This window comes from Shewanella sp. 10N.286.51.B7, assembly GCF_002873615.1.
Taxonomy (GTDB): domain Bacteria; phylum Pseudomonadota; class Gammaproteobacteria; order Enterobacterales; family Shewanellaceae; genus Shewanella; species Shewanella electrodiphila.
The window spans coordinates 1-17,204 of the sequence record NZ_MCUF01000076.1 but is presented as its reverse complement, the minus strand read 5'-3'; the positions used below and the strand labels follow the sequence as shown (position 1 = coordinate 17,204).

The window sequence follows — 17,204 nt, the reverse complement described above, 5'->3', positions numbered from 1 at the left end:
CTTATGGCTTATGGCTTATGAGTTGTGCTATTGGTTAAAAAATGAGTCTTGGCTCAATCAGCTTAGCAAGCAACGCAATGCATTAAGCTTGGGTTAACTCAGCGATATCGACCCCTTCGCTATGTTGAGTTAACACTAAGTTTACCAGTGAAAATACCTGACCTTGACCCTGAATGTAACCTAACTCTTCTAATATCTGTTTTTGCTTTTGAGTGTCTACACCTTCTGCAAAAATCTTAAAGCCCAATGTTGTTGCAATCAGCTGGTAGGCTTTTGCTAGCTGCAATTGCTTATCGTTGACTAAGTGTTGGCTGATATCGGCATCGAGTTTTAAGGCTTTAATTGGTAAGAAGCTCAAACTACTTAATGAGCTATATCCGGTGCCGTAGCCATTAATGCCAATATTGATACCAAGTTCTGATAGTGATTCGAAGGCGCTAATATGGTTGGTGCTGTCTTGAACAAAGGCTTTCTCGTTAAAAAACACCCACAGTTTAGATGCACAAATTTTGCTGCGCTTGATGGTATTCCGTAAGCTGCGCAGTCCATATTTATGCTTAATATGCTGACTTGAAAGCGGCATATGTATTTGTATTTTGTCACCTAGACCATTGGCGAGAGCCTGATAATGTTCATCGATATACTTAAAAATATAATCATCTAACATCGTCATGGTTTGAGTTTGGTTAGCAAGTGAAGTGAGTTGCTCGTTATCGATTATGCCTTGAGAAGGATGCTGCCAATAACTAATAGGCTCATAAGCTATGATCTCTTTGTCATCAAAAGACACTACAGGGGTTAATTCAACCACAATGTCATTTTGTTCTATGGCATTTAAAAAATCTTGCTCTAATTCAATGCGTTGATTGAAATGATATTCAGTTTGTCTATCAAATATCACGTAACAACCTTTGCCTTTTGATTTTGCTTGATACATTGCCGTATCTGCATTTCTTAAGATAGATTCGCTAGTATCTGATGAAGCCACACAACTGAATGCAACCCCAATACTGGCACCTGAAATCACTTGCTGCTGCGCTAAAGTGTATGGTTCTGAAATGGTCTCTAATATTCGCTCGCAGACATCTTCTGCATCTTTATGCTGGTGGATTGAATCTAATAGAATGACAAATTCATCGCCACCGAGACGCGCTAAGGTATCGTTTTCGCGAATACATAACTTAAGGCGCGTAGAGGTTTCGATTAAGAACCTGTCGCCTTCTAAATGGCCTAGAGTGTCATTGATTTGCTTAAACCCATCTAAATCAATAAAGAGTAAGGCAAACTGTTCTTTTGGGTGGCGACGTATATGTTTGATGGCTTGAGTTAATCGTTCCATAAAGAAGCTACGATTAGGTAAACCAGTTAAGTTATCGTGTTTAGCATCGTATACCAGTTGCGCTTCCATTTTTTTTCGCTGCATGATTTGACGTTGTAAATTGTCATTCATTTCAGCGATGGCCTTGGTGCGTTTTTCTACTTTATCTTCTAATAATTCATGGCTACGTTTTAATTGTTCAACAGCGAATTTACGTTCAATGGCATTGGCAATATGTTGAGAGACAAATGTCAGCAGTTCTAAATCTCTTGCTGCATAAGAGTTCTGATCTGTCAGGCTGTAAATAGTTAAGCCGCCAGCAACCTCGCCATGGATAAATAATGGAATACCAATCCATTGTTTCATGGTTTGAGTATGGTTTAGCGCTGGATTGGTGCCATAGATCTCACCCGCATGGATCATGTCTTGAATATCTTGTTGGCTAAGAAGTTTGGGTTGTTTGTGTTTTAAAATAAATTCGGTTAAACCATCTTGCATCGCCCTAGGCTTTGGCGGCTCACTACTCATTTGCGAGACATAAAAAGGAAAAGACAAGGTTTGTGAGGCTTTATGCACGAGTGAGATAAAGCAGTTCTCTGCCGGAAGTAATTGGCTAATGACTTGATGGATTTTGGGGTAAAAGTCAGCTTCACTGACATCTGATGCTGAAAGGTCGGCTATTTGGAATAACGACTTTTGTAACTTTTCCGCTTTCATTCTTTCTTGAACTTCGAGCTTCACTTTATCGTACGCTTTGCTCAGTTCTTTGGTGCGCTGAACAATGGCGATTTCAAGCTCTTCGTTATGGCGCAAGCGTTCCATCACCCCAGAAATATGGTGACAAATAAATCCCATCAATTCGAGCTCAAGTTCGCCGTAACTAATATCGTTACTGTAACTTTGAACTACGAGTACACCTGAGACAATATTATTATGTTTGATTGGTACCCCAAGCCACTGCAAACAAGCAGAGCCGAGGTCATCAATGAAACCTTGTGACACCAGCTGATCAAATCGCTGGGCATCACAAAAGAGTGGCTCACCTGTTTTTAAGACATAACCGGTGATCCCGCGCTCTAATAGAGAAGATAATTCCTCATCAGGATACAGTTCAGAAGGGTGGGAGTCTTTTTCATCGGCAAAAAAAGGTAAAGTGATGTTACCTGTTTCACGATTTATTGAAGCAATAAAAAAATTATCAGCAGGAATTAAACTTTGCAGATGATTGTGGACACCTTGATAAAAAGCATCAAGTGAAACCACATGGGTCGCAATGTTGGAAATCTCTAATAAGGCATTTTGAATGATTTCAGCGCGTTTATACTTTGTTGCTAAGCGCCTAAGCCTCGATACCCTTCTTTGAAGGTGCTCGATATTTTTACAACTATTAGAAGGGAGTCTTCCCTTTTCCATAATGCTCCCTCAATCCTTTCGAGAAATATAACCATCTTTGAGTATATGAAAGTTCCTCGATAAAGGGAACTATCAAGAGTTTAAAATGAAAAATGCTTAAAAACATCACAATTTACTCAAAACTTGAGCAAACGAACAAAAAAGTTATAAACAAAGGTGGACGTGAAGGTGATTTATCCCTATTATGTGCGTCGCTAACCAAGGCGAGCGCCCATAGCTCAGCTGGATAGAGCGTACCCCTCCGGAGGGTAAGGCCGAAGGTTCGAATCCTTCTGGGCGCACCATTCGGTAACGTTCGTTAGCAAGATTGAAATCAGTGGTGATTGTAGCTCAGTTGGTAGAGCCCCGGATTGTGATTCCGGTTGTCGTGGGTTCGAGCCCCATCAGTCACCCCATTCAATCTACATTCTATTTATAGAATATCTCGGTGATTAGCGCAGCCCGGTAGCGCATCTCGTTTGGGACGAGAGGGTCAGAGGTTCGAATCCTCTATCACCGACCAAATTTTAGTAATCCAATTAGTGATTTATTTTGATCCTATCAAATTGGCCTACCGTATAAATGTTACATCCAGTGAATAACGTCATTTGATAACGTTTCACTCACTCTTTCAGAGTGGAGCAGAGGATTTCCTCTTAAGACTCAAATATCAGAGCAGATTTTCGGTGATTAGCGCAGCCCGGTAGCGCATCTCGTTTGGGACGAGAGGGTCAGAGGTTCGAATCCTCTATCACCGACCACATAAACAAAAAAGCCACTCAATGAGTGGCTTTTTTGTGTCTGAAATTTAATGTTTGTTACTGCATTTCTTAAGGTTAACTTGGTTTTATTTCATAGGATGAGCTGAAGTATTGCTTTGTCGCATGGGTTCTTCATCTATAAATTCTTTATCCATAAAAAACCACGCAATTGCGTGGTTTTCTTTTATTCTCTTGCTTTAAATTCTCTCGCGTTAAAATGTAATTGCGATAGGCGGAGCGATAAAGCCTTGGTAGGCATCTAGACGCATTGATGCAAAACGATCCAACTGCGTTTGTTGTTGAATACCGGTGACAATCACTTGAATGTCTAACCCCTTAGCGACATTGGCAAGGGCGCGACATAGTTCAGTATTGTGCTGATCGTCTTCCATATAAGCAAAGGATTGATCGAGTTTCACATAACTTGGTCTTAAGCTTTGTAAGTAGCTCATAGAACCAAATTGGCGACCGAAGTGGTCAATACCAAATTTAGCTCCATTATCTCTAATAATATTGCAGAGGCTTTCGCAGTTTTCTAAATCACTATAGACACTGGCTTCAGGAATTTCAAAGCATATCCGTTCAGGGAAGTGGCTATTTCGCAGAAGGTTTTGCAACCAAGAGTGGAAATGAGGATCACTGATACTTTGGAAGGTTAGATTAATGGCTAACGGTTCATAATTTCGCTCAAGCAATCGGTTTTCAATGACGGTTTCGATTAAACATTGATCTAATAAGGTGCCTAATGAAAGCAGCTCAACATAAGGCATAAATTGGCCTGCATGCTGAAGCTTATCGTTCACCTGAAGCTGGCAATATACTTCTCGTTGGCAAACTTCTTCATTTTCGGTAAGCAATACAGGCTGCCATCTAAATTGGAATTTCTTGTTCTGAATAGCATCAGTTAAATTATCACGCCATTGTTCACGGCTAAATAATTGATGTTCAGTGGTTTCAAACCAGTGGAAGACTTTATTGTCGGTAAGTGACTTTTGTAGTGCGTTATCTGCTTGAGCTAAAATATCACTCACTGTCATATGACCACTTCGCTCAGCGACTCCTATCGCAAAACCTTCATTTGGTTTACAGCCTGCTTTAGAAATTTCCTTGTTTAAGGTTCTAAGTAAGGTTTGTAGATATTTAGTCAGTTGATCGTGTTCAACATCTGAGATTAAGAATGCAAATTCATACGCTGCAATTCTGGCAATCACTGAAGGGGCGACTTCATCCAAATAATGTTCGAGTTTTTGTGACAGTAGTTTGATGGTTTCATCACGAACTTGATAGCCGTACTTGCTGTGTACTTCTTCTAACCAGTCAAATTTAGCGAGGAAAATAGCGCCACTGCTAGGCTCTGCTAACCAACCATTGATTCGACTGACCATATATTGTCGATTAGGAAGGCCAGAGACTTGATCTACGAGGTTTTTCTTACGTAATGCCGATACTTCTTCATCTAATGAATTAAACACCTGCTTAAGTTGAGCTGACATGCTGTTAAATGCGCTAACAAGTTCTTTTAACTCTTTGGTTTTAGGCGCTGGCATGTCAGGGCCAAATTGACGATTAGCAATTTGTTGAGCATGTCTAGACAGTGAATTGAGTGGTTTTAATATATAACTCAGGCCGAAACGCGCACACACTATGGCGAGTAAAAAAAGAATTGAAAATATAATGATGGTATTTGAAATAATGCGCCAAAGTTCATGGTAGCCAAACCCTGGGTGAGCGGTTATTTCAATTTTAGCCAGTTGTAACCAGCCTGAAGTGATAACACTTTCTTTAGTGATAGTGTTAAATAGGTTTAAATCGATGAACCATTGAGGCACACCTTCAATTCGAATGGCATTGTTCCATGCTTGTTGCTTACCATCGACGAGCCATGTGAGTTTGATTTGCTGGTAGTAACCCCCCTCAAATATCACGTTGACTAAAGTTTCAGCTGCGACATCATCACCATTCTCTAGAGCGGGAACCAGCATAATGCCTAGCGAGTGACTGGCATTGTTTAAGTCTGATTCCATTTGCTTGATGAGAAAACTTTGAGTTTCAGTAAACTGTACATAACCTAAGCTGGTTACGACGAGTAAAAATAAACCAAAAAGCAACGCATAGATTTGACGAAAAAGGGTCATCTTGGCCACTACTCCATTTTTTGCTTGGGTTGACGCAATCTGTCGATACCCAACCTAAGTTGTAAATCATTCCATTTTTCAAGACGTGAGGAGGAACCCGCGAGTACACCTCTGCCTTTCTCTTTATTGAGCCATAACTGTTTACCATTAAAACTATAAACAGGTAATAAATCGCTTCTTTTAGTTGCAGGCTTAATCACTGGATCAAGGTTATCCAATACTAAAGGCACTGAACCTGGTGTTTCATAGTATGCCAACACCATATGATACTGATTAACTGAGGTCGCTTTAACCATTGTTATCCTGAGCTTTTCTTCAGGAATGCCCACTTGTAACAAGGTGAAGTACTTTGCGATAGAAAAATCTTCGCAATCGCCAGCGCTAACGCCGATAAACTCCATTGGTGAAGCCCAGTAATTAGACTCTCCCCAAAGTACGCTATCATCGACAAACTTAAATAAATTAAAAAAGCCGTTCACTTTTTCAAGCTTGGTAATATCATCAAGTTGTTGAGCATCATTAACGATTTTAAACCAAGCTTTAGCTCGTTTACCTGCGCGTTCACCATATTGATTCGATAAGGCGCTAATGGTTTTTTGAGCATCAATTTGTGCAGGGGCTGCTGCAAAAAGACCTGATACGATAAATACCGATGCCAACAAAGGGTACCGGTAGATATGTTTTACTCCGACCAGGAATTTCCGACCCTTACCCTGCAAAAATGAGCTCCTTTTAGTGACAGGTTTTATTGATCAACGCTATAAATATGCCACTTCATATCGGTTTTTGTATCATCACCTGTCACTTCTGCCATGACTCTTCTATTGGCTTCATTAGCCTCAGGGGTTTCACTGAGAACAATAGGTTTATCATAGCTGTAACCAGTGGCACTTAGGCGTGAAGCTTCAATTCCAAAGGTTTCTGTAAGCACACTAACCACATTGTCAGCCCGAGCTTGTGATAATGCTAAGTTATGCTCATAGGATCCAGTTTTACTGCAATGTCCCTCTATAGCGACGATGCTATTGGGGTACATTTTCATCAGTTGAGCTACTTTTTCTATCTGCTGATAGTAGCGTGGATTAATATCAGCAGAGTCATTATCAAATAGAATTTGCAGTTCTTGTCGTTCGTTAATATCACTGACAGTAGGACAGCCATAATTATCTATGTCAGCACCGATGACGGTTTCTACACAGCGTTCTCTTGCCATGATAACGCCATCACTGTCATTGTCATTAAGATCAAACTCTTGCTGAGTTTGTGTGTCCATTGAAACAATATCGCGCATCGAGCAACCAAAAGTCAGTGATATTGTGAGCAGTAAAAGTACATATTTCATTATTTTACTCCCCCTTCATATTCACGTTCCCCTTGCCAAATATCCGGGCGAGTAACTCTTAATGAATCAAGTAATCTCCCTGTAGCATTCAATAAACGGTATTTAGCAATGGTTTCATCGAATTCAGTTTGTAAGTAGTCTTTACGGGCTTGAAACAACTCATTTTCAGTATCAAGCAGATCTAATAAGCTGCGTTGGCCTAAGTTAAACTGCTGCGCGTAAGCGACTTGGGTATCTTTTGAAGCGATAACATGGTCTCGAATATATTGCTTTTGGGGTGCAAGCATCTCATAAGCATTCCAAGACAAATGTACACCTTCGACAACTTGGCGATGTGCACGCTGGCGGATTTCTTTTGCTTCGTTAATTTTGTAAGCGGCTTCCTTTTCTCGAGCTAAATCTTTACCGCCCGAAAATAAGTTGTACTTAACTCTAACCATACCGACAAGGTCATTACTGTAACCATTGACGTAAGGATCTAATGTAGTGCCAGTACCATAACCATCCTCACCATCGACATCGTTATTCCAATTACCATTTAGCTCTAATGAGAATTTAGGGTAATAGTTAGATTGTGCCGAACTACGCTCTCTATCTGCTGCTTTAATATCGCTACTAGCAGATTTAAGAATAGGGTGATTATCTTGTGCCATAACAACACTTTCTGCGACATTCTGCGGCAGTAAGTCCATATCAGGTACTGGAGTCACTAAATTGTCAGGTGTTGTTTCTACAATGCGAATATACTGAGCTTTAGCATCAGATAAGTTATTTCTAGCTGCTATTACATTGGCATTGGCTCGCGCTAAACGACCTGAGATCTGAGATAAGTCTGCAATTGAACCAAGACCAGAGTCAGTGCGTTCTTTAATTTGCGCATAAATATCTTGATGACTTTTCAGATTTTTTTCAGACAGAACTAATAGTTGTTCTGCTTTTATGTAGTTCATATAAACTTTGCTGACTTCAAGTGCAATATCTTCTGCAGCAGCGAATAAAGCCCACTGCTCTGAGCTTGCTTCGAATGAGTAGCGATCGACTTCACTACTGGTATAGAAACCATCAAACAGCATTTGTTTGATACTAAAACCAGCTTCTCCTCGTTCAAGCTCCATGACGCCTTCATCTAGGTTTTCATTACCTGGTTGTCTTTTACGACGCGTTGAAGGACTATCAGTTTGTTCCCATCCATAGGCCCCTGTTAAATCTACAGTTGGCATATAACCAGCAATGGCTTGATTGACTTGCTCTTCGCGAGCTTTGAAGCGATTAAACGCTATTCTAAGCTCTGGATTGGTATCCAAAGTATGTGCAACAGCCTGCTCTAACGACTGAGCGTTAAGCATGGGTGCGACAAATATTGCTGACATTGCCAATGCTATTATGTTTAAGCTTTTGCATTGGTTAATGTTGATTCTCATGTAAAAAACCCTCCCGGCTTTTTGGCTAATTCTCTCTAAGTGCTGTCTCTTTTGCCCGTAAAATCGGGTTCAATATATACTCAAGGATAGTTCTTTTCCCGGTGATGACATCTACTGACGTGAGCATTCCCGGAATAATTGGCATCTTTGTGCCATCATTTTTTATTAAATTTGACTCAGCAGTTCTTACTCTAATTGTGTAAAAACTGTTGCCTTCTTCATCTTGACTGGTATCGGCACTGATATGTTCAACTGTGCCCTTTAGGCCGCCATAACGCGTGAAATCATAAGCAGTTACTTTAACTATAGCGGGCAGGCCAGGGTGCAAAAATGCGATATCCTGTGGGGTGATTTTAGTTTCAATTAGCAATTTATCTTCTGAAGGAACAATTTCAATGATTTCTTCACCTGGCTGGACGACTCCGCCTAAGGTATTCATATGCAGAGTTTTAATCGTACCGTTTACTGGTGATGTTATTATCGATTTACTAATTTTATCGAATGCACCGATTTGAGCTTGGTTCATACGTGATAATTTTGTTTGCATCTCATTAAGTTGAGCGCGTAAATCTGCCGCATAGACAAATACGGCTTCACGGCGCTTGAGGATCGCTTCATCCATGGTCGCTTTTAATTTAGGTCGCAGTAATCGTAACGTCTTTAGCTCGCCTTGAATGTCGTTTACCGTGCGTTCTAATTTTAATAGTTCGACTTCAGGTACAATACCTTTTTGCGCTAATGGCTTGGTCAATTCGAGTTCACGTGAAATCAGTTGGTAGCTTTTAGTTAGTGTCGTAATTTTTGATGACAGCTCTTCTGTCTCTTGTTGTCGCTGTTGTATTTGTCGCACTAATATTTCTAATTGGTTACTGAGGTTGTCTAAACGGCCTGAGTATTCTGCTTGTTGGTTCTTGACTAAGTTAGGTTCACCTTCGATGATTTCATCAGGGAAAATCAAAGGTTGTTTGGTTATTTTTACCTGCTCACGCCAGTTTGAAGTCATATCTGAAATCACGATACTGTCTAATTCAGATCGCAAGCGTATGACATTGGTTTGTAGGCTATAGACTTCTTGTTCTTGTTGAGCAAAATCAGAACGAAAGCGAATATCATCAATTTTAACTAAAGGCTGACCTTTAGTGACAATCATGCCTTCTTGTATATAAATTTCTTGGAGTACACCGCCATCTAAACTATCAATAAGTTGTACTTGAGAAGATGGGATGACTTTGCCCATGCCAGAGGTGACTTGATCAAGTTCAGAGAAATAAGCCCAGATGAAAAAACAGATCGTCATCGCAGTAAGAGACCAGATGATTAACCGATGGCCGCTAGGTGCATCGGTCATAATTGCGCCATAAACATCATCTACCATTTCTAAGTCATGGCTTGAGAGCTTGTTCGACATTAAGTTCGCCCTCCCGCCAATAACCCATTATTGATCTTTTCAAGGACACTATCTTTAGGTCCGTCAGCAACAACATGACCTTTATCCAAAACAATAATACGGTCAACTAAACGTAATAGGTGCATTTTATGGGTTATGAGTAATAGCGTTCTATCTTTACTTACATGCTCCATCGAGCGAATAAATTGTTTTTCAGCGCGAGCATCCAGGCTGGCAGTAGGCTCATCCATTAGTAATATAGGCGGATCATTTAGCGTTGCTCTGGCTAATGCGACCGTTTGTCGCTGCCCGCGGCTTAATGCTAAACCACCTTCACCCACTTGTTGATCCAATCCTTCAGCCTCAAGATTGGTGAACATACTCACACCTGATAACTGTACAGCTCTAATTAATTGGTGTTCAGTGACTTGGCGAGTACCAAAAAGAATATTATCTTTGATCGAGCCATGAAACAGAGTCACATCTTGTGGCAAGTAGCCAAAGTTCTTACGTAAATCACTAGGGTGTATTTGCCCAGTGTCTAAGCCGTCATAGCGAAGGCTACCTTGTGTTGGCTTGTATAAACTCACTAATAGCTTTGCTAAGGTACTTTTACCTGAACCATTTCTACCAATGATGGCAACTCGTTCACCTGGTTTAATGTGTATTGATAGTGGGTGCAGAACTGGCTTTTCAGCTTCAGGGAAGCTAAAGGCGACGTTATCAGCATCAATTTTACCGTGTAGACGTTGTTTGCTGACTAAGTGGCCTTTATTCTCAAATTCTTCTTCTTGATTCATCACTTCATCAAGTTGGCGAAGTGAGCTGGCTGTTTGGTTTCCGCGAGTAATGAGACCAGCAAGTTGCGCCATCGGCGATATTGCACGGCTAGAAAGCATCACCGCAGCGATAATCCCACCCATCGAAATTTCATTTTCTGCAACGCGATATACACCTAAAATCACCACGCAAACCACGGTGAACTGCACCACAAAATTCGCCACATTACTGACTGCATTTGAGAGTTTTTTCGACTTTAGTTGCCAGTTAGCGGTATGACCGATCATTTGTTGCCAACTCTTTTGAACTAACCCTTCAGCACCATTGGCTTTAATTGACTCTAGTGCGGTAAGGCTTTCAATTAGATGGCCATGTTTAAGGCTAGAAAAACGATTGCTTTCTTCGATGGCGGCTTTTAAGCGTGGTTGGATATAAAGGGTAAATCCGATGATGATGATGCCAGCAATAATAGGAATAATCGCTAAGTCACCCGCGACAATATAGATAATTGTGACGAATAAGAGCGCAAAAGGGAGGTCAACTAGTGTTGTGATAGTCGCAGACGTTAATATTTCTCGAATACTATCAAATTCACTCAGTTGTCGAGCCATGCCACCGACACTGGGCGAACGCTTAGATAATGGGATACCAATAGCTTTAGCAAAGAGTTTCGATGAGACGATTATATCGACTTTCTTGCCTGCAACATCAATTAGATAGCTACGTAATTGACGTAAAATGAGGTCGAATAAATAGGCAATACTTGCACCAATAGCTAAAACCCATAGCGATTCAAAGGCTAAATTTGGTACAACTTTATCATAGACATTCATGATAAATAGCGGTGAAACCAATGCAAATAAATTGACCAATACAGAAGCAATTAAAGCATCGCGATAAATAGGTGCTGAATCTTTAATACTTTGCAGTAACCAATGAGTTTTATTGTCATGGATATGTACATCAAAACTATTATCACCGCGAAATTCTTGCTTCACTAAAAATAGGTAGCCAACATAGAGCGTTTCTAACTCTTCTATTGTTAACGATTCTTGTCCACCCGTTTCAGGTAACTGAATAACCGCTTTATCGGCATCAATATCAATGCTGCGTAAAATACAGGCTTTTTTATCCTTTAATAACAGAATGCATGGCATCAAGATATTAGAGATTTGATTAAGATCTTTGCGGGTTAATTTTGCCGACAAACCGCCTCGAGCTGCAGCTTGTGGCAGCAACTCTGGTGTGATGACGGAACTGGTCAATGGTAAGCCTGCCGCAAGTGAATCACTTGAGCATGGAGAACCAAAATGTTCTGTCATTAAGACTAAACAATCAAGTAATGGATCCACAGTGGTACGTTGAGACGCTGAAATCGTCCACTGTTCTTGATTGTTTGATGCAGTTGCTGGCACCTAATATAGATCCTTCATATTTATAATTATTAACAATCTCTTTGATTGACGCTTACATATTACTACGTAGCGTCAACAAAGTGTTGTATTTAAGGAATAATATTACCATCTGGGGCGTTATCTAACGGGTCAAAAGCCGAACTCTGGGCTGAGACGGCTGGTTCGGTGTCGACAATGAGCGCACCATCATCAAGCAGACCGTTAATTATTACGCCGTCATCGGTTGTGGAATAATTATTAGCATCAGATAAATCAACCCCATTCAATACAATGACTTGATCCACAACATTATCGTTGTCTGCATCTATTGAAATAGTGGTATTACCGTCTGCAAATGAAAGACTTAAGAAATCAGAGAGGTTATCGGTATTTTCACCTTGCAATAAATCACTCAAATCTAACGTATCAGAATTGATATCAAAACCTTCTATAACGTCATTACCCATTTCACTTGCTAACCAGGTATAGGTATCGTTACCGTCGCCACCGATGAGTAAATCATCTCCTAAACCACCGATTAATAGGTCATCACCTTCACCGCCAATGAGTAAGTCATTACCATCGCCAGCAATTAAGACGTCATCACCAGCACCGCCATCTAGAACACTGTCAGAAAAATAGACCTGACCTGAAGATCCACTTTGTCCATCATCAACATAGGTTGCAGTTTGGCTGCTTCCATCGCTTAGGGTTATGGTGAAGGTGACAAATTGTGCCGCTAAGTCGCTACCGACATCATTACCTAGACTATCTGTGTCAAAGGCAAACCAGAAAGAGTCTCCAGAGCTAAAGTCACCATCAGTAAAGTTCATGGTTAATACTGAATTGTCAGATGTCATAGCTGCAAAAATGTCACTTGCAGAATCTGTAATACCAACAGAGTCACTACCTACAGCTATTGTCGTGTCACTAATATCGAAGGTAGCATTGCCATCTGTCCCAGCTCGTAAATCAATTTGAATTTGAGTGACAGATAAGCCTGCTGCAAGCGCCGCAACTTCAAAGCCAAATTGGTTGGTAGCATTATAGGTGTTACCTGATTTTACTGTAGCATTAACAATTGCTTGCGTTCCACTCTGAGTAGACTTACCTATAATTATATCGTTTTCATGAGTACCAGTAAGCGTGGTAGATGTTTGGTAGTCAACAGTGACTTCAGCACTATCTGACGCACCATTACCTTCAAGGGTGTAGTTGAACGAATCACCATCATTAGCGTTATCAAGCGTTACAACGCCGTTAGCTAAAGTCGCGCCACCGTCAACAGAGGTAATCGCTGCTGAATCAGGTGTCGCATCACCGTGAGTTAAGTAAGCAGCATCAATATTGAGTGTTGAGCCATCAGCTTGGTTAGTAATGATGTTATTAACGTTGGCATCAAGACCCGCATAGTAATCAAGTTCGATTATTAATGATAATGACCCAGTATCACCGTCATTATCAACAACTTGAACTTCTATCGTTTCCTGTTCGTTGATAATGTTCTTGTTAACTTCAATGAAATAGTTGTACTCACCCGTTTCAAAGTTAATGGTAAATATTCCACCAAAGTCAGTCGTTAATATTTGCTCAGGATTTGCTGGGTCATAGGTATACGTCACACCGTCTATTATGACAGTATCAACACGGCCACCATCTGCACCAATTAATACACCAGTTGTACTATTGCCTGCAAGCAGCCCCAAATCACCTACAATCGTACTGTTATCGAAGTAGTTTAAAATGGTACTGGTAAGGTCATCTGCGTCGTCTACGACAATGGCATATTCTTCATTTCCGTCAACTTCAGGGAAAGAAATCGGTAGTAAGGCATCTAAGACAGCATCTCCGATACCGATACCAAAAGAAATATCATAATTATCTTGAACGTAAGTTTGCCATTCACTTTGTAAATCTGCGTCTACTGATTGACCACCAGTTGGTACGCCATCAGAAATAAAGTAGACAAAATCTTGATCTGAGCCAGTGGGTATATCCCCGCTATTCATTACAGTATTAATTGCAGCTGCATAGTTAGTACCACCACCTGCGACTAAACTGTTTAAGTAATTAATCGCACCATCAATATCATCGAGTAACCAACCTGAATTAGCCGTACCACTTGAATATGTGATGATTTGTATATTTACGTTACCGGTTTTATCTACTTCATTAATCAGTGCAGTTAACGATTCTACGGCTGTTTCAAGGTAAGTTTTACCATTACCTGCATTGCCATCCATACTGCCAGACACATCGAGTACGAAGGTTAAATTGGTTGCTATAGGTGCTGATATCGTTTGTAGATTTTGTGTCACATCATTGGCAATTGGCATATCATCGACAATGGTTATATCAAGGTTAGCATTACTCGAATCACCACTGCTATTTTCGATAATATAGTTAAAGCTTTCGAGTAAATCAGTACTTGTGTTATTAGTGTTCGTGAGTTCGTACTGGTAGTCACCTGCACGTATACCTGCACCATCTTCGGTATAAACCGTTAACGTGCCATTGGCGGTATTAATAGTAATGATACCGTTAGTCGCACTTTGACCGTCTATAGATGTGATTGAAGTTGAAGCACTAACTCCTGAGTCATTATCTAATAAGTTACCCGTAGCAATATGGGAATTGCTGCCTTCCTCTGTACCTTCAACCAGTCCAGCTTCTGACACAGTTTGACTGTCAGTGTCAGCTATAGGGGTTGAATCCTGGTTGACGGTTAATGTCGCTTCAGAAGTGTCTCCATCAATATCTTCAAGAATGTAATTAAAGTCTTCTGAACTTAATACGCCATCTCCGACAGATGTCGCAGTTAAGCTGTTTAAGCCATAACTGCCATTGCCAGCGGTTAAGACAATATACTGGAATGCTGTATTACTAATAATGTTGATACTATTGTTAGTCGTGCTTCCTGTTGCCACCACGGTAGTACCATCCGCAGCATAGGCTGTCCAAGTCGCTACGTCAGAACCATTGACCCCATTCAATCCAATCGTCGCTTCAGTAAAGTTGTCGTCAGTACCTAAATCAATAATCATAGCTTCTGAGTTATTGATTACATTACCACCAACGCCCAAACGACTTCCATTGCTACCAATATTTGTACCAGGTGCGTCTAAATTGGTTAAATCTAGGCTGTTAACATCATTGATGCCACTTAATGAAATACCGTTACTATTGAGTAGGTCGTTGTAATCAAAACTTTCTGCAATAGTATCTGTTTGAGTCGACTCATAGGTATAACTGCCGTCTTGATTGACAATCAAAATACCCTTGTCGGTCACGATTGTAAGATTGCCATCAGAATCAAAATTGGAGTAGGTAGTATTATCAAATGACACGCTCTTAACCGTAGTAGCATCAGCTCCGATAGTATCGACGCCAGAACCATCAGTTCCAGCTCCTGTTATTACATTGCCATAAGCAGTTCCACCAAAACCAATACTATCTAGATCGTCTACAGCGGTTGGCGCAGTATCTGTTACATCAATAGTGATGGCTGTCCAGCTTGAATTGCCTGTACCGTCAGTGACTTGATAGTAGAACGTATCAACGATTACATCACCGGCGTTATGAACTAAGCTAGGCGCTTGGTAGCTATAAGTGCCATCTGCATTGATGGTGATAGTGCCGCCTAATGCGGTTGTGAATGAGGCGCCACCCTCGTTTGCATCAATCATACTTGTATCTGATGCATCAGGAGCAAAACCACTGACGGTCAAAGTATCATTTTCAGCATCGTTATCATTGTTAATCAGATCGTCGGTTGTGAATGTTAAAAGCTCATTTTCAATTATGGCAAAATTGTCAGTAACAGGCTCTGGCGCATTATTGACACCAACAATATTTATAGTGACAGTAGCAGTATCTACAGCACCATATTGGTCTGTAATAGTGTAAGTGAAAGTATCTGTATCCAATTCACCTGCAGTTAAGGAGTCAAAAGCACCATTTACGTCATAAGTATAAGTACCGTTAGCATTAATTGTGACGATTGCGCCACTGGTTAATGTGACCGCTTGTCCTGGTGTGAATGTTGTTCCATTGATATGACTGATATTGAAACTATGACCTTGCGCATCGGTATCATTAGCTAATAAACCTTCAGCAATATCGGTAATAGTTAAAGTTTGATCTTCTTGAACCACAAATGCATCAACTAGCGCTGGACCTGTAACCGTGACGGAATCAAGATAATAATCAGAAGAGTCAGCCAATGGAGAACCACCATTTTCTTCACTGATTGTAGGTGCGGCTTCAAAAACTAACTGATCAAAGACTATGTTTCCGGTATTGATAGTAAAGGTACCGGTAGTGCCCTCTGTTGTTGTAAATGTCTCGGAGGCGACGAGTTGACCATTGTAATAAGCATACCAAGTACCTTGCTCGCCACTATTTTCGTCAGCAAACATTTTAGATACGGTAAATGTAGCTTCATTAACTAAGCCATTAAAGTCGATGACAATGGCTTCTGAAGTGCCAGTAGCAGAATCGTACTCAATTTGATCTGCAATTTGTCCTGAAGCTCTTGGAGAGCCATCAACACCAAGTTGATTTGTTCCTTCGTTGTAAGTTAGAACACCCGTAGTACCATCAGCATTTCTTGCGCTAATTACAAAGTCAGCCTCACCATCTGCGTTTACTGGGCTAATCCAATTGTTAGCTGAGTCTGCAGCAGTAGAGAATATAGTACCTACAACATCATCAACAGCATCAACAGTGTTGTCAGCAATAGTAAGTGATTCACTATCTCCTGAACCGAGATTTCCTGATAAATCGGTATAGGTATCATCATTAACAGTGATGCTCGCTGAACCACTGTAACCATCAGTTGGCGTAAATGTAGCAGTCCAAGTTTCACCGCCATCGTTACTCACAAGTCCACTTAATGTGCCTCCGTTAACAATGATATCGTCCGTTAGGTTAAAGTTTGTGACTTTTTCGCTAAATGTAAATGTAACGAGAGTGCTCTCGCCAAACTCTAAACTTGCGTCGGCAATAGTAATATCTAATGTCGGCGCAGTGGCATCCAGATTGTCGATGGCATCAGCTACAACGGTATTACCATTCCTATCTTCTGCTGAGGCATCAACGGTAATGTCGCCATCAACTAAGCCTGAAATATCTACGCCATCAATGCTGTAATCGCCATTGGCATCAACGGTCACGCCAGTGATGACTTGCACTGTGCCAGCGCTATCGGTCAGGGTTAGGGTGACTGTGCTGTTTGGCGCGACATCAGTAGTGGTACCTGAAATGTCGGCTGTC

At 40.8% G+C, this 17,204-nt stretch carries 8 protein-coding genes and 4 tRNA genes; 4 read left to right on the top strand and 8 right to left on the bottom strand.

Translation table 11 applies throughout. The annotated features are described in order from the left end of the window. Positions 1-82: 82 nt before the first annotated feature. Positions 83-2,731: a diguanylate cyclase gene (locus tag BCU84_RS18605; RefSeq protein WP_102529549.1), complete on the bottom strand. Its 2,649-nt coding sequence runs from the start codon at positions 2,729-2,731 to the stop codon at positions 83-85. A 207-nt stretch (positions 2,732-2,938) separates the two neighbouring features. Here BCU84_RS18605 and BCU84_RS18600 point away from each other — a divergent pair. The 4 genes from BCU84_RS18600 to BCU84_RS18585 all read left to right on the top strand — a co-directional run bounded on the left by BCU84_RS18600 (position 2,939) and on the right by BCU84_RS18585 (position 3,471). Continuing rightward, positions 2,939-3,015 (top strand) — tRNA-Arg (locus BCU84_RS18600). A 35-nt stretch (positions 3,016-3,050) separates the two neighbouring features. Then, a tRNA-His gene (locus BCU84_RS18595) sits at positions 3,051-3,126 on the top strand. A gap of 30 nt (positions 3,127-3,156) precedes the next feature. Continuing rightward, positions 3,157-3,233, top strand: a tRNA-Pro gene (locus BCU84_RS18590). 161 nt (positions 3,234-3,394) lie between these two features. Continuing rightward, a tRNA-Pro gene (locus BCU84_RS18585) sits at positions 3,395-3,471 on the top strand. A 212-nt stretch (positions 3,472-3,683) separates the two neighbouring features. On the opposite strand, the gene BCU84_RS18580 is transcribed toward BCU84_RS18585, so the two are convergent. The 7 genes from BCU84_RS18580 to BCU84_RS18550 form a co-directional block, all read right to left on the bottom strand. Continuing rightward, positions 3,684-5,606: an EAL domain-containing protein gene (locus BCU84_RS18580; RefSeq protein ID WP_102529548.1), complete on the bottom strand. Its 1,923-nt coding sequence runs from the start codon at positions 5,604-5,606 to the stop codon at positions 3,684-3,686. A gap of 8 nt (positions 5,607-5,614) precedes the next feature. Next, the gene (locus BCU84_RS18575) at positions 5,615-6,268 is read right to left on the bottom strand and encodes a transglutaminase-like cysteine peptidase (RefSeq protein ID WP_241906488.1); all 654 of its coding nucleotides are present in this window, start codon (positions 6,266-6,268) and stop codon (positions 5,615-5,617) included. A gap of 83 nt (positions 6,269-6,351) precedes the next feature. Beyond that, positions 6,352-6,948, bottom strand: a complete 597-nt coding sequence (locus BCU84_RS18570) for an OmpA family protein (protein WP_102529546.1) — start codon at positions 6,946-6,948, stop codon at positions 6,352-6,354. Next, positions 6,948-8,318: a TolC family outer membrane protein gene (locus BCU84_RS18565; protein ID WP_277868766.1), complete on the bottom strand. Its 1,371-nt coding sequence runs from the start codon at positions 8,316-8,318 to the stop codon at positions 6,948-6,950. Before BCU84_RS18565 ends, BCU84_RS18570 begins: the two co-directional genes overlap by 1 nt. Before the next feature lie 76 nt (positions 8,319-8,394). Next, on the bottom strand, positions 8,395-9,777 hold the full coding sequence (locus tag BCU84_RS18560) for an HlyD family type I secretion periplasmic adaptor subunit (RefSeq protein WP_102529544.1): 1,383 nt from the start codon (positions 9,775-9,777) through the stop codon (positions 8,395-8,397). After that, a complete protein-coding gene (locus BCU84_RS18555; protein WP_102529543.1) occupies positions 9,777-11,951 on the bottom strand; it encodes a type I secretion system permease/ATPase in 2,175 nt (724 codons plus the stop codon). The genes BCU84_RS18560 and BCU84_RS18555 overlap by 1 nt, the downstream gene beginning before the upstream one ends. Positions 11,952-12,040: 89 nt before the next feature. Beyond that, on the bottom strand, positions 12,041-17,204 hold a 5,164-nt coding region (locus BCU84_RS18550), incomplete at its 5' end, for an Ig-like domain-containing protein (RefSeq protein WP_133146660.1).

What these genes read in the sequence shown, in the direction of transcription:
- BCU84_RS18605 (WP_102529549.1), bottom strand. Translation starts at nt 2,731, where the DNA reads ATGGAAAAGGGAAGACTCCCTTCTAATAGTTGTAAAAATATCGAGCAC.
- BCU84_RS18580 (WP_102529548.1), bottom strand. Translation starts at nt 5,606, where the DNA reads ATGACCCTTTTTCGTCAAATCTATGCGTTGCTTTTTGGTTTATTTTTA.
- BCU84_RS18570 (WP_102529546.1), bottom strand. Translation starts at nt 6,948, where the DNA reads ATGAAATATGTACTTTTACTGCTCACAATATCACTGACTTTTGGTTGC.
- BCU84_RS18565 (WP_277868766.1), bottom strand. Translation starts at nt 8,318, where the DNA reads ATGTCAGCAATATTTGTCGCACCCATGCTTAACGCTCAGTCGTTAGAG.
- BCU84_RS18560 (WP_102529544.1), bottom strand. Translation starts at nt 9,777, where the DNA reads ATGTCGAACAAGCTCTCAAGCCATGACTTAGAAATGGTAGATGATGTT.